This window comes from Rhizobium sp. 768_B6_N1_8 (assembly GCF_051811225.1).
Classification (GTDB): Bacteria; Pseudomonadota; Alphaproteobacteria; order Rhizobiales; family Rhizobiaceae; genus Rhizobium.
Genome location: NZ_JBPWPV010000001.1, coordinates 724,283 through 744,858 on the forward strand (window position 1 = coordinate 724,283; position 20,576 = coordinate 744,858).

The window sequence follows — 20,576 nt, forward strand, 5'->3', positions numbered from 1 at the left end:
TTCTGCAAACGTTGACGATGGCTCGCGCCCCACTTGATATCAGTCAATGCGCTTTATCTATCCAGGGAGGAGGTTGATGACGAAGATCAACACCTCAAGGAGGATAGCATGTACAAGAAGATCATCGTTCCAGTTGAAATCGGCGGCATCGAAAAAGGCGAGAAGATTTTCCGCAAGGCGGCAAAGCTGCTCGACAATGGCGGTGAGATCATCCTCCTCAATGTCGTCGAGGATATTCCAACCTATGTCGCCATTGAATTGCCGGGAAATGTCGTCGAGGATGCCATGAAGGAAGGCCGCGACCGGCTGAATGAACTCGTCGCCAAGACCGGCATTCCGGCCACCGTCGAAGTCCGCAATGGCCCGCCCGCCAACGGCATTCTTGCCGCAGCGGAAAGCCATGGTGCCGATCTCGTCATGATCGCCTCTCACATTCCTGATATCTACAATTATTTCATCGGTGCCACCGCCGACCGCGTGGTGCGCCACGCCAAGTGCTCGGTGCTGGTGGATCGGTAGGACGTGAAGCTATGGATATGAAACTTCAGGAAAAGATCCTGCGCGACCGCTGGCACGAACTGACAGCGCGCCTGCGCAAGATCGACACGGACCTCGGCCGCACCAAGGCGACCGATGACGACGACCGCGCCATCGAGAACGAGAATGACGAAGTGCTGGAAGGTCTCGGCCAGGCCGGAGAGGATGAGCTGCGCGCCATCGACGCCGCCCTCGAACGTATCGCCAGGGGCACCTACGGCACCTGCGCCCGCTGCGGTGCTGCGATCTCCGAGGCCCGCCTTGCAGTGCTGCCGCAGACGCCGCTCTGCGAGGATTGCGCGGCAGGCAAGTAAGCGCGTCATCAAAACGAGCATGGCTCGTCACAAAGATTTAACCTGACGCCACCGGGCGTCCGGTTGCGCCTTTGCGAATTCAATGCGACGATCCCCTCCGCTGAGTAGGGGTGCGCGCATGGGCGAAATTAACGGCATTCGCTGGGCCTACGACAGATATGAGCTGATCGCCGACGGCATCGTCCACGGCGTCGGACTGTTCTTTGCCCTGATCGGCGTGACTGTGCTGATCTTCTACGCCACCCTCTGGAGCCCCGCCGGTGCGCTGGTTGCCGCCTGGGTTTACGGCGTCGGGCTGGTGCTGACCCTCGGCATTTCCTTTTCCTATAATATCTGGCCGGTTTCGCGCACCAAATGGTATCTGCGCCGGCTTGATCATTCGGCGATCTTCATCCTGATCGCCGCCACCTATACACCCTTTCTGGAGCGCGGCGCCGACGATCCGCTGCTGTCTGGCATGCTGGTCGTCATCTGGCTGATTGCCGCCTTCGGCATCTTCGTCAAATGTGTCTTTCCGGGCAAATATGACCGCCTGGCGATCCTGCTTTATCTCGCCATGGGCTGGAGCGGCGTCTTGGTGGCCGAGCCCGTCGCCTCGCGCATTCCCTATGCTTCCATGCTGCTGATCGTCATCGGCGGTATCATCTATTCGCTGGGCGTCATCTTCCATGTCTGGGAGAGGCTGCGCTTCCAGAACGCCATCTGGCATGGCTTCGTGGTGGCCGCCGCCGCCGTGCATTATTCGGCCGTGCTGACCTGCTTCAGCCTCTCGGTTCCCGCCTTCTGATATCTGGCGTTTACATCGGCCCGCGCCCGGCGTATGCCCCGGCAGAAGACCATTTCGAACCGGGCCTGCCAAATGACCGATACCGTTCTCATCCGAGACGCCGCCGAAGCCGATCTTCCTGCTATCAGAGATATCTACAATCACGCTGTCGAGCACACCACGGCAATCTGGAACGAAACGCTCGTCGATCTCGACAACCGGCTGGAATGGTTCAAGGCGCGCAAGGGCAGGGGCTTTCCGGTCATCGTCGCCGAAATGGACGGCAAGGTCGCCGGCTACGCCTCCTATGGCGATTGGCGCGCCTTCGATGGCTACCGCCACACGGTCGAACATTCTGTCTATGTCGACAAGGATTGCCGCGGTGCCGGCATTGGCGAAAAGCTGATGCGCGCATTGATCGAACGTGCGAGCGCCGGCAATATCCACGTCATGATCGCCGGCATCGAGGCCGAAAATACCGCCTCCATCAAATTGCACGCGAAGCTTGGCTTTCGCATCGCCGGCACATTTTCCGAAGTTGGCATCAAATTCGGCCGCTGGCTGGATCTCACCTGCATGGAATTGCGCATACCGAAAGCCTGACAGGGCCATCTCCAGATTGATTGCTGGCGGGGACTAACCATATTTTTATCGTAGTCTGCGCCTTGTAGAAATCTCTGATGGCGCGACTCGCGGAGGAGAGGTTGATGTTTGGACGCTCGGTGCTCGGTCTTTCGGCTTTTCTGGCCATGGCAGCCTATTCGCTGCCGGTAATGGCGGCCAGTTGCGGCAGCACGGCTTCGCCGGAGCTCGACTGGCAGGAGTGCAACAAGAAGAATCTGATGCTTCAGGGCAGTGACCTCCAGGGCGCCAATCTGGCCGGCACGGATTTTTCGCTGACCGATCTCGGCGGCGCCAACCTCAAATCCGCCAATGCCGAAAAGGCGACCCTCGTGCGCGCCTCGCTTGAAGGCGCTACCGTGCAGGGCGCGAACTTCGGAAAAATCGAAGCCTATCGATCGACTTTTGCCAGGGCCATCGCCGATGGTGCAAGCTTTGCCGGTGCGGAGTTGCAGCGGGCCGATTTCACCGGGGCGCAGCTGACGAAGGCCAACTTCGAGAAGGCCGAGCTGGGTCGGGCCAATTTCGACAAGGCGGTGCTGACAGGCGTCAGCTTCGCACTCGCCAATCTCTCCCGCGCCGATCTGACGGGCGCAAGCTTTGAAGGTCCGATCACCTTCGACCGAGCCTTCATGTTTCTGACCCGCATCGAGGGGCTGGATCTGTCCGCCGCTACTGGCCTGCAGCAGGCGCAGATCGACCTCGCCTGCGGCGATTCCTCGACGAAGCTGCCTTCGGGGCTTTCTGTTCCCTCAGGCTGGCCCTGCCCGCAGGAGCAGGACTAGCGCCTTTCCAGCAAAAGTTTGCAGCGGCTTTGCGTCCGGAATTGCGTGGAAACAGGGCCCTTTGGTTCAGGCGAGACGACCAACCGGAATGATCTCGCGCGACCGCGCATGGAAGGGGTTGCCTTCCCAGTCGCCATACCAGGCATCGATGGTGAGCCCGGCGTCGCTGATCATTCTCGCAAGCTTGTCGCGCGGCGTGTAGAGGATTTGCGAGCGCCCGGCGAAGTGCTCGCCGGTCGAGAGCACCCGATAGCCGTTCTCATAGGAAAGAATGCCGGTCGTCTCATCGTAATGAGACTCGTCCGAGGCCTCTATCGCACCGAGTTCCGCATGCTCGAGCTGGCGCACGCTGCTATGGCGTACGTCGCGCTCCCCGTAAAAACCGGGATTGCGCGTATCGAACACGAACCGGCCGGCAGGGCTGAGATGTGCTGCGATCGTCGCAAGGGCGGCGCGCTGGTCCTCTTCCGTCAGGAAGACCTGGAACGCGTGGCCCGTCAGCACGATGAGATCGTATCTCTTCCTGAGGCGAACGGTGCGGGCGTCACCCTCGACCCATGCCACCTTGCCGCCGCCCGGCCGCGCCCTGCCGATGTCGAGCATCGCGGCGGCAGGATCAACGCCGGTGACGTTGCGCGTCGCGGCGAGCGCTGCCGTCAGCTCGCCCGTCCCGCAGCCGAGGTCGAGCGCGGAATTGGCGCCTTCCGCCAGCTTCATGCAGAAGTCGAAATCCGGTCCCCAGCGATTGGCCGTATCGTAGAATTGTGCAAGTGAAGGATCGCGGTAGAGGGGATCGTCGGAACTCGTGCTCATGCGCCTGAATTCTTCTCGCTGATGTAGAGATAGCGTTCCACTGTCTCGCCGGCCGCATTCTGCTTGGTGAAAACCTCCCGTCGCTGATGCACCCGCCCGGCGACCTTCTGCGAGGGAAGATTTTCCAGGCTGACGATACTGACGAGGCGCGACAGTCCCATGACCGAGAAGGCATGGTCGCGGCAGGCAAGGGCGGCCTCGGTGGCATAACCCTTGCCCCAGTAATCCGGCCAGAGATGGTAGCCAAGCTCCGGCTCCATTCCGCGCGATGTGTCCTGCAGCGTGATCCCGCAATCGCCGAGCAGATCGCCGCTCTCGCGATCGATCATCGCCCAGAGACCGAAACCATTTTTCTCGTAGCTTCCGAAGGCGAGCCTGTCGAAGAAATCGCGCGTTGCTGCGGCATCCTTCACGGAAGGGTAATACCGCATGCACAGCGGATCGGCGAAGATGCGCTCGAGCGCCGGCAAGTCCGCGACGGTGATTTCGCGCAACACCAGCCGGTCGCTGCGCAGGATTTCCCGGATGATAGACATTGTTTCATCCCTCTGTCATGGAGCGTGCCTAAGCCGCGCCTACCTCTTCCTCCCGATTTATACGAGAGCTCCCGTCATGGCATCTGCAAAGATACGCGTCATCATTATCGGCGCCGGCATTGTCGGCGCTTCGCTCGCCTTCCATTTCGCCCGGCGCGGAGCCACCGTCCATCTGGTGGAGGAGAATGTGCAAGCCGGCAGCGGCGTGACGGCACGTGCCTTCGGCTGGGTGAATATCATCAACATCGCGCCGGGAGCGGTCAATTACCGCCTGGTGCAGGAAGCGCTCGCCGACTATAGCCGCCTGCAGGCCGATCTACCGGATGCCTTTGCCGCTGCACGTCCCGGCTCTCTGTTCTGGCTCAAAGGTACTGCCGAAACCGAAGCCTTTGCCGCAGCCCATCGCGCTGCAGGCACGGATGTCGAACTGGTCGATGCCGCAGCGATTGCTGCATGGGAACCCAATCTGTGTCAGCCTCCCGCCTGCGCGATCTTCTCGCCCGACGATCTAGCGCTCGACCCTGCAAGGCTGTCACGCGACCTGATCGATGCCGCCGGCGTAACCGCCACCTTTGGCCGGAAGGTCGAAAGCCTCATCCTTTCGGGCGACCGGGTGAGTGGCGTGCGTCTGGCCGATGGCGCGATCGAGGCCGATCTCGTGATCCTCGCAGGCGGAACAGCGGTCGACCGCCTAACGGAAAGCCTGGGCTTCCGAACAGGCGTCGAAGCCTCGCCCTCCATCATCCTGCGCTATGGCTGCGCGGAGCCTGTCGTGAACCGCATCCTCCGCGGCCCTGGCCTGGAAATCCGCCAGTCGGCGGACAACATGCTGCATGTCGCCAAGGGCTATATCGACGATACCTCCGAAAACGCGCCGGAAAGGGTCGGCCAGCGGATCTTGAAGGTCATGCATGAGCGCCTGCGCCTGCCCGAAGGCGTGTCGCTGGTCGAGGCGGCTGCAGGTTACCGGCCCTTCTTCTCCGATGGAATGCCGCGGCTCGGTTTCCTGCCCGGCATCGAGGGCGCCTATGTCGCCGTCGGCCATCCCGGCGTCATTCTCGCGCCACTGCTCGGCCGGCTTGCCGCCGAGCATGTAATGGAAGATCGGCGATCGCCGCTCATCCCATCCGCCGGGCTGATATGAAAAAAGCGGGCCTGGTGGGGTCCGCTTTTCTTTTACTTACAAGCCTTTACTTGCCGGGCTCGAAAACCATTGCATGCCCGTTGATACAGTAGCGCAGGCCGGTCGGCGGCGGTCCGTCAGGGAAGACGTGGCCGAGATGGGCCTCGCAGGTGCCGCAGCGGATTTCCGTGCGCACCATGCCATAGGTGGTGTCGCGGTGTTCGGTCACGGACTCCGGAGAGACCGGTTCGAAATAGCTCGGCCAGCCGCATCCTGCATCGAACTTGGTGTCGGAGCGGAAGAGCGGCGCATTGCAACTGACGCAGCGGTAGAGTCCGGTCTCGAACGAATCCCAATAGGGACCGGTAAAGGCGCGTTCGGTGCCGTGCTGGCGCGTGATGCGATACTGCTCAGGGGTCAGCAGTTCCTTCCATTCGGCATCGGTCTTGTGAATTTTTGGTGTGGTGGTCGTTTCGGCCATGGAGTGCTCCTTTCGCCGATGGGGGCAATCTCTTTCGTGCGCAAATGTGGTGCGCTGAGCACGATTGATCAAGTCTGGGATCAGGCCTCACGATCAAACCTGCCGCGTCAAGGCCCCAATTACCATCTACCCAATTCGGGGGAAGACGACGAATCACCCGTGCTTTATCTTTAGTGTGCCATTAAGCTTAATGCTGCGTGTTTCGGGGACAAACGGTGTTTCATACTCTGATGATTGTTCTGTACGGCGCAGTCGCCGCAATCGCCCTGGGCGTGACCCTGCTGGAAGGCTGGGTCAATCACGACCGCTGGACGGTGCATCGCATTGGCGGGCTGATCGCCTGCATTCTCTGGCCTTTGCCGCTTGCTTTCTTCATCCTGCACGGTTCCGTTTCCCGTCTCGTCACACGCCTTTCCTGAACTCCAAGCCTGTGAAAACCGCCGCCTGCATCCATTGCGGGTTGCCGAAATTGCTTGAGGCTATCAGCCGATTCGCCTAAGCCTTGGAAAAGGCTGCTTGCCGGCTTTCATCCGTGCTCACGGGGAGGGGACATGGCCGATGTCACGGCTCTGACATTTCTGGCCCTGTGTCTGCCGTTGATCGGCGCTCTCGCGGCTCCCTTCATCATTCGTGCCTTTGGCGCAGGCGGTGCCTGGCTGCTCGCCATCGCCCCTTTGCTCGCCTTCCTGCATTTCCTGCGTCTCGTGCCGCAAATCGCTCACGGCGAAGTCATAACCGGCGGTTATGACTGGGTGCCGGGCTTGGGCCTGCGCTTTTCCTGGTTCCTTGACGGATTGTCGCTCACCTTCGCCCTGCTCATCACCGGCATTGGCACGCTGATCGTGCTCTACGCCGGCGGATATCTGAAGGGCCATCCGGATCAGGGCCGGTTCTTCTCCTTCATCTTCCTTTTCATGGGCGCGATGCTCGGCGTCGTGGTGTCGGACAGTTTCCTGATGTTCTTCATCTTCTGGGAGCTCACCTCGATCACTTCCTTTCTGCTGATCGGCTTCGACCATGAGCGGGAGGCGGCACGGCGCGCCGCTTTGCAGGCACTCGTCGTCACCGGCGGGGGAGGGCTGCTGCTGCTGGCCGGCTTGCTGCTGCTCTGGGGACTGACAGGCGTTGCTCAGTTGTCCGAGTTGCTGCAGTTCGGCGATGTCGTCAGGGGCAGCCCGCTCTATTTCGCCACCCTGTTGCTGGTGCTCGGCGGTGCCTTCACCAAATCGGCACAGTTTCCATTCCATTTCTGGCTGCCGAATGCCATGGAAGCGCCCACACCCGTTTCCGCCTACCTGCATTCCGCCACCATGGTGAAGGCCGGCGTCTACCTGCTGATGCGGCTGAACCCGGTCATGGGCGCGACGCCCGCATGGGAGGTCCTGCTGCCCGTCTTCGGCGGCCTGACGCTCGTTACCGGCTCGGTGCTTGCGATCCGCCAGACGGACCTGAAGCTGAAGCTCGCCTACACGACCGTCTCTTCCCTTGGCCTGCTGGTGCTGCTGACCGGCTTCGGTTCGCACTCGGCCATCGAAGCGGCGGTGCTCTATCTGGTGGCACATTCGCTCTTCAAGGGCGCGCTCTTCATGGTCGCCGGTATCATCGACCATGAGACCGGCACGCGTGATATCACCCGGCTGCGGGGCCTGCGAAGGGCCATGCCGCTGACCTTCCTGATCGCCATGGCAGCTGCCCTTTCCATGGCCGGTCTGCCACCCTTCTTCGGTTTCCTCGCCAAGGAGGAAATCTACACGGCTCTCGCCAGCGGCGATCTCTATTCGATCCTCGTCACGGCCATCGCCGTCTTTGGCAATGCCCTGATGTTTGCGATCGCCTTTGCCGTGGCGCTGACGCCATTCCTCGGCCGGCCGGTGGAAACACCGAAACATCCGCATGAGGCGCCGGTCCTGCTCTGGTTCGGTCCGGCGATCCTCGCTGTCGCAGGGCTGCTCACGGCGCTCTTTTCCGGTTTCACCCATGCCATGATTTCCTCGCCCATGGCCTCTGCCGTGGCGGGTGAAGCTACGGCCGCCATCTCCATTTCGCTGGCCCCGCATATCGGGGTGCCGCTTGCCCTGTCGCTGCTGACGATAGTGCTCGGTGTCGTTGTCTACTGGCATCTCGACCGTGCCCGCGCGCTTGTGGCCCATGCCCTGCGCTCCGCCCTTGGTCCCGATCGCGGTTTTGATCACGTCATCGCCGGGCTTGTGCGTTTCGCGCACCGCTTCATCGGCATCGTCCAGCCGAGACGTCTCGATATCTATGTCGCCTGCACCTTTGTCTGTGTGGCAGCGATGCTGCTCGTGCCGCTCGTCATCCATGACGAACTGCCGCTGGCCTTTGCCTGGCCCGCAGACCTGCGCCTGCGCGAAGCGGGCATCATGCTCATCGCCATGCTCGGCCTCGTCGCGGTGCTGATCGCCCGCGACCGGTTGACGGCTATCGTCTCGCTCGGCATTCAGGGTTTTGCTGTCGCGCTGATCTTCCTGCTCTTCGGCGCTCCGGATCTCGCTTTCACCCAGTTCATGGTCGAAACGCTCGCAGTCGTCATCCTCGCCCTCGTCATGACCCGTCTGCGCCTGTCGCCGACCGATCCGCGCCACGGCGCCCGCCGTCTCTTCGATATCGCGCTTTCACTCGCATGCGGCCTCGGCTTCGCGCTGCTTTTGATGCGCGCCACGGAGCCACCGTTCAACACGGCACTCAGCGATTTCTTCAACGCCCATTCGAAGCTGATCGCCCATGGCGCCAATGTCGTGAACGTCATCATCGTCGATTTCCGCGGCACGGACACGCTCGGCGAAATCGCCGTCGTGGCGGTGACAGGCCTCGCCATCCTGGCCCTCATCCGCATCCGCGGCAATACGGAGCGCCGGCTGGCGACGAACGATCCGGATGCGGAGGAGGCATGAGCCGGGTCTTCGCAAAACCTGTCGGCGTCGGCATCCGCCTTCTCGTGTCTGACCGCCCGGCCACGCAGAGAAGCGGAGGCGCCGCATGAACACAATCATCTTCCGCACGATCGCTCCCTTTATCACCGCGCTGATGCTGCTCTTTTCCGTCTTCATCCTGCTGCGCGGCCACAATGAGCCGGGTGGCGGCTTCATCGGCGGGCTGATTGCCGCTTCGGCTCTGGCGATCTACGGCATTGCCTTCGGCGTTGAGGCAGTACGCCGGGCGATCCGCTTCCACCCGCTGGCGATTGCCGGCTTCGGTCTGCTGCTCTCCTGCCTCGCCGGCCTGATCTCTGTCCTTTTTGCCGTGCCCTTCATGACCGGCCTCTGGGTCTATCCCGTCGTGGCAGGCGTGGAGGTGCCGCTCTCCAGCGTCGTGCTCTTCGATCTCGGCGTCTATTTCGTGGTGCTCGGCGCCGTCGCCTCGATCGCGCTGGCGCTGGAAGAAAGGGAGGTGGACTGATGGAGGCGCTCTTTGCCATCGTCGTCGGCCTGTTCTTTTCGGCCGCCATCTATCTGATCCTGTCGCGCTTCTCGATCCGTATCATGCTCGGCATCGCCATTCTCGGTAACGCCGTGAACCTGCTGATCTTCACGGCAGGACGGCTGACCCGCGTCGTGCCGCCGATCATACCCGCCGGGGCCGACATGCTGCCATCAGGTGCGGCCAATCCGCTGCCGCAGGCGCTGATCCTGACGGCCATCGTCATCTCATTCTCCTTCCTCGCTTTCCTGCTGGTGCTGACCTACCGCGCCTATCAGGAGCTCGGCACAGACGATACGACCCGCATGCACGATGCCGAACCCGAAGACCGGCCGCTGCCGCCTGTGGGGTATTGAGCATGGTTGTGCGGATGCTCACCCCCCTCTGCCCGTCGGCTATCAAGGGAGGCACCCCCTGATGGCCGCCCCCATCACCGATCTCTCTGCCGCCATGGTCACCACCCCGGTCCCGCCGGCCCACTGGCTGGCGATCCTGCCGGTCGTGCTCTGCATCAGCCTCGGCGCGCTGCTCCTGATGCTGCGGGACCTTCCCCGCCTGCAGGCATGGATCGCCGTCACCGGCCTTGCCGTCCTCCTGCTTCTCGACGCCGCTCTCCTGCGGCAGGTCGTCGAACACGGTCCGCTCACCATGGTCATGGGGCGCTGGCTGCCGCCCTTCGGTATCGCTTTCACGGTCGATATCTTCAGCGCGCTGATGGCGCTCGCCGCAGCGGTCGCTGCCCTTGCCGCCGGCATCTATGCGCTCTCGGATACCACCGAAAGCGGCCGGCGCTACGGTTTCTTCCCGCTGCTGATGCTGCTGATGGCTGGTGTCACCGGCGCCTTCCTGACCGGCGATATCTTCAACCTCTATGTCTGGTTCGAGGTGCTGCTCATCTCCTCCTTCGGCCTGCTGATCCTCGGCTCCGAACGGGCGCAGATCGATGGCGCGCTGAAATATGCGGTGCTGAACCTCATCGCCACGACGCTGTTCCTCATCGCTGTCGGCATCCTCTACGCGAGCTTCGGCACGCTCAACATGGCCGATATTGCCGAGCGGGCAGCGGGCTTGAGCGACACAGCGCCACTGATGACGCTCGCCTGCCTCTTTCTGCTCGCCTTCGCCATGAAGGCCGCGGCCTTCCCGGTGAATTTCTGGCTGCCGGCCTCCTACCACACGCCGCGCATCGCCGTTTCCGCGCTCTTTGCTGGCCTGCTGACCAAGGTCGGCATCTATGCGCTGCTGCGTGTCCTGGTCATGCTGCTGCCGGCCGAGCGCGATGAGCTCAGCCTGCTGATCGCGATCGTCGGAGCCCTGACCGTTCTCGTCGGCGCATTGGGTGCGCTCGCCGAGACCGACCTGCGTCGTCTGCTCGGCTATGTGGTGATATCAGGCATCGGCAACATGTTGGTCGGTGCCGCACTCGGCACCGCCGATGGCCTCGGCGGCGCGGTCTTCTATGCGCTGCATTCAGTGGTGCTGATGACGGCGCTCTATCTTCTGGCCGGCGAAGCGGGCAGGCGGGGCGGCTCCTTCTCGCTGGCCGCGCTCGGGGGCCTTTATCGCCAGAGCGGATGGTTTGCCGCGATTTCGCTCATGCTGCTCCTGGCCGCCTGCGGCCTGCCGCCCTTTTCCGGCTTCTGGCCGAAGGTGCTGCTGGTCAAGGCCTCGCTCGATGTCGGTGCCTGGTGGCTGGCGGGCGCGATCCTGCTCGGCGGCTTCCTGCTGACGATCGCCTGTGGCCGCGTCTTCCTGTTTGCTTATTGGCGTCCCGCCCTCCTGACGCTCCCGCCGGTGCGAACCGGCTGGACAACCGGCCTGCCGCTTGCCGCATTGACGATCCTCGTCATCGGCTTCGGCGTCCTGCCGGAGCAGTTGCTGCAGCTCGCCCGGTCGGCCGCCGACGGGCTTGCCGATCCCTCCGCCTATATCTTTTCCGTCTTTCCGGAAGGGACTATACGATGATCGTGCTGTTCCTGAGCCTGCCGCTCGCCATTGCCTGGGTCGCCGTGACCGGCAGCGCCTCGCCGCATAATTTCGTTTTCGGCCTCGTCCTGTCGCTGCTGTCGCTCGCCGTCGTGCGCGAAGCCTTTGCCGACCGTTCGCCGCCGCGCCGTATCCGCCCTTTGCATGTCCTCCTGCTCGCCGGCCTTTTCCTGAAGGAATTGGCGCTTTCCGCCTGGCGGGTGGCGCTGACGGTGCTTTCGCCGCGTATGCAGCTTACTCCCGGCATTCTCGCATTCCCGTTGACGGTGACGAGCGATTTCCAGATCACTCTGCTTGCCAATCTCATCACGCTCACGCCCGGCACACTCTCGGTCGATGTGTCAGCGGATCGGCGTACGCTCTATGTGCACGCGCTGGACTGTGCCAATCCGCTGGCCGTCAGACGCGATATTGCTGACGGATTCGAGCGCCGTATCATGGAGGCCTTCGGATGATAACGCCCGCCGCCATCGTTTCCACTGCCGCATTCGCAGCGCTTGGCATCCTCTGCGTGGCGCTCTTCATAACGGTCTGGCGGGTCATTGCCGGCCCCAGCCTGCCGGATCGCATCCTGGCGCTCGACATGCTGACAGGCATCGCCATCGGCTTCATCGCCGTCGTCGCGGTGCGCACCGGCTTCTCGCTTTACATCGATATCGCTATTGCGCTCGGCCTCGTCGGCTTTCTGGCAACCGTCGCCTTCGCCCGTTTCGTGCTCTCGCGCGGAAACGCGGGGCCTGAGACGCGAAAGAGGAGCGAATGATGATGGACTATGCGCTCGCTATAATCACCGCCGTCCTGCTGCTGGCCGGCGCCTTCTTCGCGCTGGTGGCCGCGATCGGTATCGTGCGCCTGCCGGATCTCTATACGCGCATGCATGCCGCTTCCAAGGCCGGCACGGTCGGTTCCGGCTTGTTGTTGCTTGCCGCCGGGCTTTACTCGGGCGAACTTGCTGTGCTTGCAAGAGCGCTGGCCGGTTTCCTCTTCTTCATCCTGACGGCACCGGTTTCTGCACACCTTCTTGCGAGAGCTTCGCATATATCGGGGCATTTCCCGGCTGATATCTCAGTACGTGACGATATGCGAATGCGCTGAAGGCGGGGCTACTCAGAATTTTAAGCAATTTTACGCAAACTTATGCACCGGAAGCACGAGTAAAGCTTGCTGAACTGCTGACCAATTCTTTGTGATGGATTTTTTTTCTAGGAAAATCACAATTAATAATTGGCCTTTTGCGAAAACGATGCTATTTGAAAATCCAAGTAGAGTTCTGATTGTGAATTAGAAACGTACTGCTTCCAAGTCCCTTAGCCTTGATTGCCAATGTCTAACTGGGTGACGGCCTGGAAGAATACGTAGTAGCTCACCTTCAGGCAGTATTGGTGCAGAATACGGTCTTCGGAATCTAGGGGTGGATTCCGGTTTTTCGAAACAAAGGCTGTGACCTGCTCTTTTGCTGTTTGGCTCTGCGACGAGGGTTCTTTGTCTTTTTGGGAGAAGGACCGTTTGAGCATGCTAACAGGAGAAAGAATATGACGGATATGGCGACCGGCAATGCGCCGGAGCTGCTTGTGGAACTGACGGCCGATATCGTCGCGGCCTATGTCAGCAACCACGTTGTCCCGGTCAGCGACCTGGCCAATCTGATTTCCGATGTACACTCGGCATTGAGCAACACATCCGTACCGCAGCCGGTGGCAGCGGTCGTCGAAAAGCAGAAGCCCGCAGTCTCTGTCCGCAAGTCCGTACAGGACGAGCAGATTACGTGCCTGGAATGCGGCGGCAACTTCAAGTCCTTGAAGCGCCACCTGATGACGCATCACAATCTCGCGCCGGAAGAATATCGCGAGAAGTGGGACCTGCCTGCCGATTACCCGATGGTAGCCCCGGCCTATGCCGAAGCGCGTTCGCGCCTCGCAAAGGAAATGGGCCTGGGTCAGCGCCGCAAACGCGGACGCGGCTGAGTATCATACCGCTAGACGATAAAGAGCCGGGCCTGCTGCCCGGCTTTTTTGTATTTGCCGATCGTCCCTTCCGGGGATGTTCGGCCCTCGTCATTTATCTTCAAAAAAAGCGCGGCAAAAAATGTCGGCCCCGCGATTGCTCATCCGTCTCTAAAGCATGTCGCGCAAAAGTGCGCAGCGGTTTTGCGATAACGACATGCGAAAACAAAAGCCTGAAGCGTGGCAAGTGAATCTGAAAGATCGCGACACGCTTTAGGGCAATTCCAGCAAAAGTGCCCAGCGGTTATGCGTTCGGAATTGCGTGAAGCAAAGAGATTGATGACAGGCAGGCACTCATGCCGCCGCAAATAAGAGGAGAAGAGACAATGCGTGTAATGGTCATCGTCAAGGCGACAGCAGACAGTGAAGCGGGCGTCATGCCCTCGACTGAGCTTCTGGCGGCCATGGGCAAGTATAACGAGGATCTGGTCAATGCCGGCATCATGCTGGCGGGCGAAGGCCTGCATCCGTCTTCCAAGGGAAAGCGCGTTGCCTTCGATGGCCCGAAGCGTCTGGTCATCGACGGCCCCTTCGCCGAAACCAAGGAACTGATCGCCGGTTACTGGCTGTGGCAGGTCAAGGACATGGATGAAGCGCTGGAATGGATCAAGCGCTGCCCCAATCCGATGCCTGGCCCGAGCGAAATCGAGATCCGCCAGGTCTTCGAAGCTGCCGATTTCGGCGAAGCCTTCACGCCGGAGCTTGTCGAGCAGGAAGAGCGCCTGCGCGAAAAGATGGCTGACGGCAAATAATCCCATCAGGGGATATTATACTCGGGCGCCCGGCGGATTTCCTCCGGGCGCTCAGCCGTATGTGATCGCAGCTCTGTATTATACCGATCACGCGCCCTCAGGCCGCAGCGCGTACACGCGCTTCCTCGCGAATGCGGTTCACCATCGAGCGCAGCCCATTGGAGCGCTGCGAGGAGAGGTTTTCTGTGAGCCCGATCTTGGAGAAGATCTCGAAGGCATCCAGCGAAGTGATTTCGGACGCCGTCTTGCCGGAATAGGTGGCGAGCACGATAGCGACGAGGCCGCGCACGATATGCGCATCGGAATCGCCTTCGAATGTCATGACCGGATTGTCGGGATTGCCTGACGTATGCGTCACCAGCCACACCTGGCTGGCGCAGCCCATCACCTTGTTCTCGGAAGTCTTCTTTGCGTCGGCCAAATCAGGCAGCGCCTTTCCGAGTTCGATGACGTATCGGTAGCGGTCTTCCCAATCATCCAGGAAGGAGAAGTCGTCGATGATCTGGTCGAGGGTCGCCATGCTGTCAGGCCTTTCACTGTTACCGGATGATATAGGTGAAACGACCGCAGATTTGAACAGTTAAAAAGAAACGCCGTGAGGGATGGGCATCCTCACGGCGCAGCAAAGTGCTGAAATAAACAGGGCAGGCACGTCAGGCATGGGGCATCTCCGCGTCATGCGGACCACCGATGCAAGCTTGGGGGCGGGCGGATGCTCGCGAAATTCGTCAGATCGCCGGTTTCGGCGTCGGCAGCGGGATCGAGCCTGCCGGAATGGTGCTAGCCGAGATAGTACCAGTCACGACCTGTTCGGCCGAGGCACCGTCATCGACCGGCGGGCGGTAGGGCTGCGGCAGGTGCGGCATCGGCTGGTTCAGCGCGGCCTGTGCCTCGCGCACGGTGTTGGTGACGGCCTCCGGCAGGGAAGGAACGGCGAGTGCCACAGGCGCCGGCGGCGCAGCCGTCTTTGCAGAAGCCATTTTGGAGCTGTCATCCCTAAACTGGCTGTCGAGCAGTTCATAAGCGACACGGGCGCCTTCGCGGGCCCGGTAGCCGAGAGCCGTCAGGGTTTCCCCGCCCTTGGTGCAGACCTCGGGCTTTTCGGAGCACATGCCGGTCATATAGTCATAAGCGCCGCTTGCCGCCGTGAAGGCGTCGGAAAGCTGCAATTGCGGGTGGCCGGCATTGTCGAAGCTCTCCGAGCTGAAAACGGAGAGAGCGACGAGCACAAGGCCAAACCAGAATGATCCTTTGATCAGAAACCACATTGTCTTGCCCATCCTGTTTTCCCGTCCGGTCTTGTCGCCGAATCGGGCCGGTTGTCCGGTGTGTTTGCACCCTACCGCCAAGTTGCGAATGCCGCTTTTCGAAACTCACTGGCATTTGCGGCAAATTTGTCTCGAATTTTAATGATCGGTATTTTCGGGGCATTTCAGTCAAATTCTACCAGATGTCGTTAAGCATGGTGGCAGCCGCCGCCTGCAATCGTTGGGCTTTTGGCCCGCCGCTCTGCCATAAGAGTTAACGCAATGCTGAAATATGAGGAAAATCCGTCGCTTACCTGCTATTAACCACAAAATTCAAAGAGCCATGCGGATGGCCCAAAACGGGACTTTTAGCGTTTTTGGGCTGTGGAAGGCGACTTTGCCTTATCCTTTCCTTAAGCCGAGGGGGCCTATTGTCCGGGGTAATGAAAGGCCTTTTCGGGCAGGTATTGCGTGCGTGTATTGAGTGACATCGGCGGCCGGGCGACAGCCCTCGTGGACCGGGCAGCGGCAGGCTGGCTCTCCCGGACGAGCGGTGGCGAAGCTGTGCGCCAGAGTGAGCTCGCGATTCTGCGCCGCCTCGTCTTCCTGTCTTCTGCCGCTCTTATTGCCGCTCCGGTCGGCCTCTCCATCGTCACCAGCCCCGCTGTTGCACTGCCGGCCGGTGTCGCCACCGTCTGCGCCGCCTTTCTCTTTTCCGCCGTCGGCAGCATCGCGCTGGCTCGGCAGGCTATCCCCCAGCACGTGGCGGCAGCCACTGCCGACGATCTCTTCCTTGAGATGAGCCCAGGCCTCGTGCTCTTCCTCGATCCGCATGGCAGCGTGACGATGACGGGCGGCCGCGACAAGCGCGACTATCTCGCCTGGATGCGCGACCTGAAAGGCCGAGGCTTCTTCGAGCAGGTGCATGTTTCCGACCGCATTCTTTTCCTGCAGGCGCTGGATGCACTACGCCAGGGCGAGGAAAAAGCGATCGTCGATCTCAGGCTGGAGCGTCCCTCGGTCTCGCGCGATAGCAGGCAGTTCGCTTACCTGCGTATGGATATGACCGCGCGGCGCGATATCGACGGCATGCTTTCGGCCGTCGTTGCCCAGTTGCATGATGTTTCGGTAGAACAGCGGCTTCGCGCCGAGGCGCAGGCGCGCGCGACCGATGCGGAATCGGCCAATGACGCCAAATCCCGCTTCCTTGCCGCCGTCAGCCATGAGCTGCGCACGCCGCTGAACGCCATCCTCGGTTTTTCGGATATCCTGATCGGCGAATATTTCGGCAAGTTCGAGAACGAGCGTCAGCGTGAATATGCCGGCCTGATCCGTGAATCCGGCGCGCATCTGCTCTCCGTCGTCAACACGATGCTGGACATGAGCAAGATCGAGGCCGGCCGCTACGAGCTGATGCTCGAGCCTTTCGATATCGGCGCATCGATCCGCTCCTGCGAATCGATGCTGGCCCTGCAGGCCAAGAGCAAGGGTGTCACGCTGACGAACCGTGTCCAGCGCGGTATCGGAGAGGTCGTGGCCGACCAGCGCGCGCTGCAGCAGATCCTCATCAATCTCGTCGGCAATGCCGTGAAATTCACCGAAGCTGGCGGCGTGGTCACTGTCGATGCGGCCATGCGCGACGGCATTCTCAAGCTGACGGTCAGCGATACCGGCATCGGCATTCCGGCCGATAGGCTCGCCACACTCGGCCAACCTTTCGTCCAGATCCAGAATGATTATACCCGCCGATTCGAGGGCACGGGTCTTGGTCTCTCGCTGGTCAAGGGCCTAGTCGCCCTGCATGGCGGTCATTTCGCCATCGCCAGCCAGCCGGGCGAAGGCACGATCATCACCATCGAGATCGCCGCTGATGGTTCCGGCGCCTGCACCGGCGAGGATACCGGCCAGACGGGGCCCGTCGAGTTTCCGCCGCGACTGAAGGGTGCGGTGGTCGCCGTAGAACTGGAGGAGGGGCTCTTCGATGGCCGCGCGCAAGCGAAAATCGCCTAAAGGCAGGAAAGGGCGGCAGCAGCCGGGCCTTTTGATGACCGGTGTGGCGGCGCTCGGCGGTGTCGGCCTGCAGGGCGCGACCGCGCTGGGTGGCCTCGGTCTCCAGGGTGCTGGTGCGCTCGGCGGCGTCATCGGCCGCAATCCTTCCATTGCCGGCGGCACGATCGCTTTCGTCGTCATCTTCTCTTTCGTCGCCGCCAATGCGCTCTGGTATCAGCCCGGCTCGCACCCGCATCCGATCTTCCGCACGCGCGATCCGGGCGCGCCGACGGCTATCGGCTTTCGTCCGCAGGCCGAGCCGCAAGGCGATGTCACCACGTTCCGCATCGAGCGGCCGGACGATGCCAGCGCGACGACCCAGACCACGCCACCACCTGCCGTGGCCGGCCAGCAGCCGAACCAGCTCGTGATGGACATCCAGAAGGAGCTGATCCGCCGCGGTCTCTATAACGGCAATGCGGATGGCGTCATCGGCCCGCGCACCAGTGCGGCCATCCTCTTCTTCGAGGAAACGGTCGGCATGGCGCAGAGCGGCGACGCGACGCCCGAAGTGCTCGCAGCGCTCAGAACCGATGCCGCCGGCCCCTCGACCATTCCCGTCGAAAAGCCGCGGGAGGACGTGACGTCGAAGGCGACGGAGGAAGATCCGGTTGCAGCTGCCATCCGCAGCGCCGAAAAGACCGTCAAGACGGCGCCGTCTGCGCCGAGACAGGTTCCGCTGTCAGGCATTTCCAATGTCGATCTGGTGCTGAGGATCCAGAAGGGCCTCACCAACATGGCCTACGCCAATGTCGGCGTCGACGGCGTAGCGGGCGAACAGACCCGCGCTGCCATCAGACACTTCCAGAAGCACTATAATCTTCCGGAAAATGGCGAGCCGAGCGAAGCCGTGCTGAAGAAGCTCAAGGAAATTGGCGCGCTTTAAAGCAATCCCGGCAAACATGCGCAGCGGTTTTGCTCCCGGAAGAAAAGACGAACCAAAACTGGCTGCTGATGGTGACAACCCAGTCGTCAAACCTGGCGCGCAAGGGACGATGGCTGGTTCGCCAGCCGCAGGAGCCGGTAGTCCACTGTCGGCACCCGTCCTTCCACATCCACCACTTCTTCGATCGGGCCGATATTGATGGCAGCCGACGTCCGGTAGCGCTTCGGCGCAATGCCGGTCACGCGCTTGAACGCATTGCTGAAAGCGCTTTCCGAAGTATAGCCGAGTGAAAGCGCCAGCGAGGAGACGGGCATCGAGCCCTCGCGCAGCGCCCGTTCGGCAAGGCGCATGCGCCAGGCGGTGAGATAGGTGAGCGGAGCGACGCCCGCGACCGTCTTGAAGCGCAGCGCGAAGCTGGTGCGCGACATGCCGGCCGATTTCGCAAGCTCTCCAAGCTGCCAGTCATGCGCCGGGTCCGAATGCATCAGTCGCAGCGCCGGCGCAATTTTCTCGTCGCCGAAGGCGCGCAGCCAGCCGACCGTCAGCGGCTCCGATGTCATGATATGGGCGCGCAGCACCTGTACGAAGATGAGCTGCGAAAGCTGGGTGGAGGCAAGCAGTGCGCCCGGTTTACCCGCCGCCATTTCCCGCACCAGCTGATCCAGCAGCCACCGCAGCACGCCGGCCTCAGCAAGGGTCGCCCGCACATGGATGACAGGCGGCAGCACATCGAGCAGCAGCGCCGTGCCGGTTGGTCCAAGCGCGATATGGCCGCCGATATAGAGGAAATCCTCGCCCATGCCGTGCCGCGCCATGCCATTGACCTTCTTCTCCTTGAAGGTTGTGACAGCATCGGCTGGCGTCACCGCAAGATCGGTTGCCAGCACGAAGGAATGCTTGCCGTTGAGCAGCACGACGTCGCCGGCTTCGAGAAGGATCGGCTCGCTGCCATTGTCGAGCACCAGCCAGCAGCGGCCTTTGGCCACCGCGCTGATCTTGATGCGGTTCGGCTGCGGAAAGGCAAGCGCCCAGGCGCCGCCGGCAATCAGCCCGCCGGCCATCAGGCAGCGGGCATCGAGCAGATTAAGCATTTCGGAGAGGGGATCACTGGTCATCTTTGTACGATGGCGCAAGAAATCGGGATTTACAAGCATTCAGAATCCCGCTCGCGGGACATAGATGTTCTCCGACTAGAAAGGAGACATCCTATGTCCACTCCCCAAGCTCCTATAGGCTCCGCCTTCGGCGCCGCTTCCACGGCGGAAGAGGTGATTGCCGGCCATGATCTCACCGGCAAGGTGGCGATCGTCACCGGCGGTTATGCCGGCCTCGGCCTCGAAACCGCCCGCGCGCTGGCGGATGCCGGCGCCAAGGTCATCGTGCCCGCCCGCAATATCGAGAAGGCGAGGGCCGCCGCTGAAGTCGTTCCGAGTCTGAAGCTCGACTACATGGACCTCATGGATCCCGACACGATCGACGACTTCGCCGACCGTTTTCTGGAGAATGGCGAACCGCTGCATTTCCTCATCAACAACGCCGCCGTCATGGCCAATCCGCTGACGCGCGACAGCCGCGGTTATGAATCGCAGTTCTCCACCAATCACCTCGGCCACTTCCAGCTCGCCGCCCGCCTCTGGCCGGCGCTGGTGAAGGCGGAGGGCGCCCGCGTCATTGCCGTCTCCTCTCGCGGCCATGTCCGCGCCGGCATCGATTTCGACGATCCGATGTTCGAAAACCGCGAATACCAGCCCTATGTCGCCTACGGCCAGTCGAAGACGGCGAATGCACTTTTTGCCGTCTCGCTGGATGCTTTGGGCGCAAGAGAGGGTGTGCGCGCCTTCTCACTGCATCCGGGCGGCATCGTCACGACCGATCTCATCCGCCATCAGTCGCGCGAATATCTTCTGGCGAGCGGCTATGTGGATGCCGATGGCAACCCGGTCATCGATCCCCAAAACAACAAGAAGACCATCGCCCAGGGTGCCGCAACCACCATCTGGTGCGCCGTCAGCGATGAGCTGGAAGGCATGGGCGGCGTCTATTGCGAGAACTGCGATATCGCCAAGGCTGTTCCAGCCAACTCCGAGGAGTTGCTCGGCGTGCGCCCCTGGGCGACCGATCCGGAGCTTGCCGAGCGTTTGTGGCAGATGAGCGAAAGACTGACCGGACTGACGCAGAGCTGAAGACGGAGCCCACACTTGACGTCATCCTCGGCCTTGTGCCTGGCATCTGCTGCCAG

At 61.6% G+C, this 20,576-nt stretch carries 25 protein-coding genes; 19 read left to right on the forward strand and 6 right to left on the reverse strand.

What is annotated here, in order from left to right; all coding sequences use genetic code 11:
- Positions 1-108: 108 nt before the first annotated feature.
- The 5 genes from AB8B33_RS03600 (at position 109) to AB8B33_RS03620 (ending at position 3,023) form a co-directional block, all read left to right on the forward strand.
- Positions 109-519, forward strand: a complete 411-nt coding sequence (locus tag AB8B33_RS03600) for a universal stress protein (RefSeq protein WP_007821491.1) — start codon at positions 109-111, stop codon at positions 517-519.
- Positions 520-530: 11 nt separating this feature from the next.
- On the forward strand, positions 531-851 hold the full coding sequence (locus AB8B33_RS03605; RefSeq protein ID WP_113322561.1) for a TraR/DksA family transcriptional regulator: 321 nt from the start codon (positions 531-533) through the stop codon (positions 849-851).
- 118 nt (positions 852-969) lie between these two features.
- Positions 970-1,638 carry a PAQR family membrane homeostasis protein TrhA gene (gene trhA / locus AB8B33_RS03610; RefSeq protein ID WP_113322562.1) on the forward strand — a complete coding sequence of 223 codons (669 nt, stop codon included), beginning with the start codon at positions 970-972 and terminating at the stop codon, positions 1,636-1,638.
- A 33-nt stretch (positions 1,639-1,671) separates the two neighbouring features.
- Entirely contained in the window at positions 1,672-2,220 is a 549-nt protein-coding gene (locus tag AB8B33_RS03615) for a GNAT family N-acetyltransferase (RefSeq protein ID WP_439014391.1), read from the forward strand.
- A gap of 104 nt (positions 2,221-2,324) precedes the next feature.
- Entirely contained in the window at positions 2,325-3,023 is a 699-nt protein-coding gene (locus tag AB8B33_RS03620; protein ID WP_113322563.1) for a pentapeptide repeat-containing protein, read from the forward strand.
- 66 nt (positions 3,024-3,089) lie between these two features.
- Here the strand turns inward: AB8B33_RS03620 and AB8B33_RS03625 are convergent, their stop codons facing one another.
- Together AB8B33_RS03625 and AB8B33_RS03630 are read right to left on the reverse strand one after the other, a co-directional pair.
- Complete coding sequence (locus tag AB8B33_RS03625) at positions 3,090-3,836, reverse strand: class I SAM-dependent methyltransferase (protein WP_439014392.1); 747 nt, start codon at positions 3,834-3,836, stop codon at positions 3,090-3,092.
- Positions 3,833-4,372 carry a GNAT family N-acetyltransferase gene (locus tag AB8B33_RS03630; protein WP_310377939.1) on the reverse strand — a complete coding sequence of 180 codons (540 nt, stop codon included), beginning with the start codon at positions 4,370-4,372 and terminating at the stop codon, positions 3,833-3,835. Before AB8B33_RS03630 ends, AB8B33_RS03625 begins: the two co-directional genes overlap by 4 nt.
- A 76-nt stretch (positions 4,373-4,448) precedes the next feature.
- Here AB8B33_RS03630 and AB8B33_RS03635 point away from each other — a divergent pair, with 76 nt between their 5' ends.
- A complete protein-coding gene (locus AB8B33_RS03635) occupies positions 4,449-5,516 on the forward strand; it encodes an NAD(P)/FAD-dependent oxidoreductase (protein WP_310377937.1) in 1,068 nt (355 codons plus the stop codon).
- A gap of 46 nt (positions 5,517-5,562) precedes the next feature.
- Here AB8B33_RS03635 and msrB read toward each other — a convergent pair whose 3' ends face one another.
- A complete protein-coding gene (msrB, locus tag AB8B33_RS03640) occupies positions 5,563-5,976 on the reverse strand; it encodes a peptide-methionine (R)-S-oxide reductase MsrB (protein ID WP_113322566.1) in 414 nt (137 codons plus the stop codon).
- 215 nt (positions 5,977-6,191) lie between these two features.
- Between msrB and AB8B33_RS03645 the strand changes: the two genes are divergently transcribed.
- From AB8B33_RS03645 to AB8B33_RS03690, 10 genes are all read left to right on the forward strand, one after another.
- On the forward strand, positions 6,192-6,395 hold the full coding sequence (locus tag AB8B33_RS03645; RefSeq protein ID WP_113322567.1) for a hypothetical protein: 204 nt from the start codon (positions 6,192-6,194) through the stop codon (positions 6,393-6,395).
- A 132-nt stretch (positions 6,396-6,527) separates the two neighbouring features.
- Positions 6,528-8,888, forward strand: a complete 2,361-nt coding sequence (locus AB8B33_RS03650) for a putative monovalent cation/H+ antiporter subunit A (protein ID WP_439014393.1) — start codon at positions 6,528-6,530, stop codon at positions 8,886-8,888.
- 85 nt (positions 8,889-8,973) lie between these two features.
- Positions 8,974-9,393 (forward strand): Na+/H+ antiporter subunit B, encoded by a 420-nt coding sequence (locus tag AB8B33_RS03655; RefSeq protein WP_310377932.1) that lies wholly within the window; start codon positions 8,974-8,976, stop codon positions 9,391-9,393.
- Positions 9,393-9,770, forward strand: coding sequence for a Na+/H+ antiporter subunit C (locus tag AB8B33_RS03660; RefSeq protein WP_310377930.1), 378 nt, complete (start codon positions 9,393-9,395; stop codon positions 9,768-9,770). The genes AB8B33_RS03655 and AB8B33_RS03660 overlap by 1 nt, the downstream gene beginning before the upstream one ends.
- Before the next feature lie 61 nt (positions 9,771-9,831).
- Positions 9,832-11,379: a Na+/H+ antiporter subunit D gene (locus AB8B33_RS03665; protein WP_439014394.1), complete on the forward strand. Its 1,548-nt coding sequence runs from the start codon at positions 9,832-9,834 to the stop codon at positions 11,377-11,379.
- The gene (locus AB8B33_RS03670; RefSeq protein ID WP_310377925.1) at positions 11,376-11,855 is read left to right on the forward strand and encodes a Na+/H+ antiporter subunit E; all 480 of its coding nucleotides are present in this window, start codon (positions 11,376-11,378) and stop codon (positions 11,853-11,855) included. The genes AB8B33_RS03665 and AB8B33_RS03670 overlap by 4 nt, the downstream gene beginning before the upstream one ends.
- On the forward strand, positions 11,852-12,163 hold the full coding sequence (locus AB8B33_RS03675) for a cation:proton antiporter (protein WP_310377923.1): 312 nt from the start codon (positions 11,852-11,854) through the stop codon (positions 12,161-12,163). The genes AB8B33_RS03670 and AB8B33_RS03675 overlap by 4 nt, the downstream gene beginning before the upstream one ends.
- On the forward strand, positions 12,163-12,495 hold the full coding sequence (gene mnhG, locus AB8B33_RS03680) for a monovalent cation/H(+) antiporter subunit G (protein WP_007821521.1): 333 nt from the start codon (positions 12,163-12,165) through the stop codon (positions 12,493-12,495). Before AB8B33_RS03675 ends, mnhG begins: the two co-directional genes overlap by 1 nt.
- Before the next feature lie 437 nt (positions 12,496-12,932).
- Complete coding sequence (locus tag AB8B33_RS03685; protein WP_007821525.1) at positions 12,933-13,364, forward strand: MucR family transcriptional regulator; 432 nt, start codon at positions 12,933-12,935, stop codon at positions 13,362-13,364.
- 365 nt (positions 13,365-13,729) lie between these two features.
- Complete coding sequence (locus AB8B33_RS03690; protein WP_113322572.1) at positions 13,730-14,155, forward strand: YciI family protein; 426 nt, start codon at positions 13,730-13,732, stop codon at positions 14,153-14,155.
- Positions 14,156-14,252: 97 nt separating this feature from the next.
- On the opposite strand, the gene AB8B33_RS03695 is transcribed toward AB8B33_RS03690, so the two are convergent.
- Both AB8B33_RS03695 and AB8B33_RS03700 read right to left on the reverse strand, forming a co-directional pair.
- Positions 14,253-14,675 (reverse strand): SufE family protein, encoded by a 423-nt coding sequence (locus AB8B33_RS03695; protein WP_310377918.1) that lies wholly within the window; start codon positions 14,673-14,675, stop codon positions 14,253-14,255.
- A 208-nt stretch (positions 14,676-14,883) separates the two neighbouring features.
- Positions 14,884-15,423: a DUF5330 domain-containing protein gene (locus AB8B33_RS03700; protein WP_310380014.1), complete on the reverse strand. Its 540-nt coding sequence runs from the start codon at positions 15,421-15,423 to the stop codon at positions 14,884-14,886.
- A 450-nt stretch (positions 15,424-15,873) separates the two neighbouring features.
- On the opposite strand from AB8B33_RS03700, the gene AB8B33_RS03705 reads away from it, so the two are divergent.
- Positions 15,874-17,412, forward strand: a complete 1,539-nt coding sequence (locus AB8B33_RS03705) for a sensor histidine kinase (RefSeq protein ID WP_310377916.1) — start codon at positions 15,874-15,876, stop codon at positions 17,410-17,412.
- Positions 17,384-18,337, forward strand: a complete 954-nt coding sequence (locus tag AB8B33_RS03710; RefSeq protein WP_439014395.1) for a peptidoglycan-binding domain-containing protein — start codon at positions 17,384-17,386, stop codon at positions 18,335-18,337. The genes AB8B33_RS03705 and AB8B33_RS03710 overlap by 29 nt, the downstream gene beginning before the upstream one ends.
- 86 nt (positions 18,338-18,423) lie before the next feature.
- On the opposite strand, the gene AB8B33_RS03715 is transcribed toward AB8B33_RS03710, so the two are convergent.
- Positions 18,424-19,491, reverse strand: a complete 1,068-nt coding sequence (locus tag AB8B33_RS03715) for an AraC family transcriptional regulator (RefSeq protein ID WP_439014396.1) — start codon at positions 19,489-19,491, stop codon at positions 18,424-18,426.
- A gap of 54 nt (positions 19,492-19,545) precedes the next feature.
- Between AB8B33_RS03715 and AB8B33_RS03720 the strand changes: the two genes are divergently transcribed.
- On the forward strand, positions 19,546-20,520 hold the full coding sequence (locus AB8B33_RS03720; RefSeq protein ID WP_439014397.1) for an oxidoreductase: 975 nt from the start codon (positions 19,546-19,548) through the stop codon (positions 20,518-20,520).
- The last annotated feature ends 56 nt before the right edge of the window (positions 20,521-20,576 follow it).

What these genes read in the sequence shown, in the direction of transcription:
- AB8B33_RS03600 (WP_007821491.1), top strand. Translation starts at nt 109, where the DNA reads ATGTACAAGAAGATCATCGTTCCAGTTGAAATCGGCGGCATCGAAAAA.
- AB8B33_RS03605 (WP_113322561.1), top strand. Translation starts at nt 531, where the DNA reads ATGGATATGAAACTTCAGGAAAAGATCCTGCGCGACCGCTGGCACGAA.
- trhA (WP_113322562.1), top strand. Translation starts at nt 970, where the DNA reads ATGGGCGAAATTAACGGCATTCGCTGGGCCTACGACAGATATGAGCTG.
- AB8B33_RS03615 (WP_439014391.1), top strand. Translation starts at nt 1,672, where the DNA reads ATGCCCCGGCAGAAGACCATTTCGAACCGGGCCTGCCAAATGACCGAT.
- AB8B33_RS03620 (WP_113322563.1), top strand. Translation starts at nt 2,325, where the DNA reads ATGTTTGGACGCTCGGTGCTCGGTCTTTCGGCTTTTCTGGCCATGGCA.
- AB8B33_RS03625 (WP_439014392.1), bottom strand. Translation starts at nt 3,836, where the DNA reads ATGAGCACGAGTTCCGACGATCCCCTCTACCGCGATCCTTCACTTGCA.
- AB8B33_RS03630 (WP_310377939.1), bottom strand. Translation starts at nt 4,372, where the DNA reads ATGTCTATCATCCGGGAAATCCTGCGCAGCGACCGGCTGGTGTTGCGC.
- AB8B33_RS03635 (WP_310377937.1), top strand. Translation starts at nt 4,449, where the DNA reads ATGGCATCTGCAAAGATACGCGTCATCATTATCGGCGCCGGCATTGTC.
- msrB (WP_113322566.1), bottom strand. Translation starts at nt 5,976, where the DNA reads ATGGCCGAAACGACCACCACACCAAAAATTCACAAGACCGATGCCGAA.
- AB8B33_RS03650 (WP_439014393.1), top strand. Translation starts at nt 6,528, where the DNA reads ATGGCCGATGTCACGGCTCTGACATTTCTGGCCCTGTGTCTGCCGTTG.
- AB8B33_RS03655 (WP_310377932.1), top strand. Translation starts at nt 8,974, where the DNA reads ATGAACACAATCATCTTCCGCACGATCGCTCCCTTTATCACCGCGCTG.
- AB8B33_RS03660 (WP_310377930.1), top strand. Translation starts at nt 9,393, where the DNA reads ATGGAGGCGCTCTTTGCCATCGTCGTCGGCCTGTTCTTTTCGGCCGCC.
- AB8B33_RS03665 (WP_439014394.1), top strand. Translation starts at nt 9,832, where the DNA reads ATGGCCGCCCCCATCACCGATCTCTCTGCCGCCATGGTCACCACCCCG.
- AB8B33_RS03670 (WP_310377925.1), top strand. Translation starts at nt 11,376, where the DNA reads ATGATCGTGCTGTTCCTGAGCCTGCCGCTCGCCATTGCCTGGGTCGCC.
- AB8B33_RS03675 (WP_310377923.1), top strand. Translation starts at nt 11,852, where the DNA reads ATGATAACGCCCGCCGCCATCGTTTCCACTGCCGCATTCGCAGCGCTT.
- mnhG (WP_007821521.1), top strand. Translation starts at nt 12,163, where the DNA reads ATGATGGACTATGCGCTCGCTATAATCACCGCCGTCCTGCTGCTGGCC.
- AB8B33_RS03685 (WP_007821525.1), top strand. Translation starts at nt 12,933, where the DNA reads ATGACGGATATGGCGACCGGCAATGCGCCGGAGCTGCTTGTGGAACTG.
- AB8B33_RS03690 (WP_113322572.1), top strand. Translation starts at nt 13,730, where the DNA reads ATGCGTGTAATGGTCATCGTCAAGGCGACAGCAGACAGTGAAGCGGGC.
- AB8B33_RS03695 (WP_310377918.1), bottom strand. Translation starts at nt 14,675, where the DNA reads ATGGCGACCCTCGACCAGATCATCGACGACTTCTCCTTCCTGGATGAT.
- AB8B33_RS03700 (WP_310380014.1), bottom strand. Translation starts at nt 15,423, where the DNA reads ATGTGGTTTCTGATCAAAGGATCATTCTGGTTTGGCCTTGTGCTCGTC.
- AB8B33_RS03710 (WP_439014395.1), top strand. Translation starts at nt 17,384, where the DNA reads ATGGCCGCGCGCAAGCGAAAATCGCCTAAAGGCAGGAAAGGGCGGCAG.
- AB8B33_RS03715 (WP_439014396.1), bottom strand. Translation starts at nt 19,491, where the DNA reads ATGCTTGTAAATCCCGATTTCTTGCGCCATCGTACAAAGATGACCAGT.
- AB8B33_RS03720 (WP_439014397.1), top strand. Translation starts at nt 19,546, where the DNA reads ATGTCCACTCCCCAAGCTCCTATAGGCTCCGCCTTCGGCGCCGCTTCC.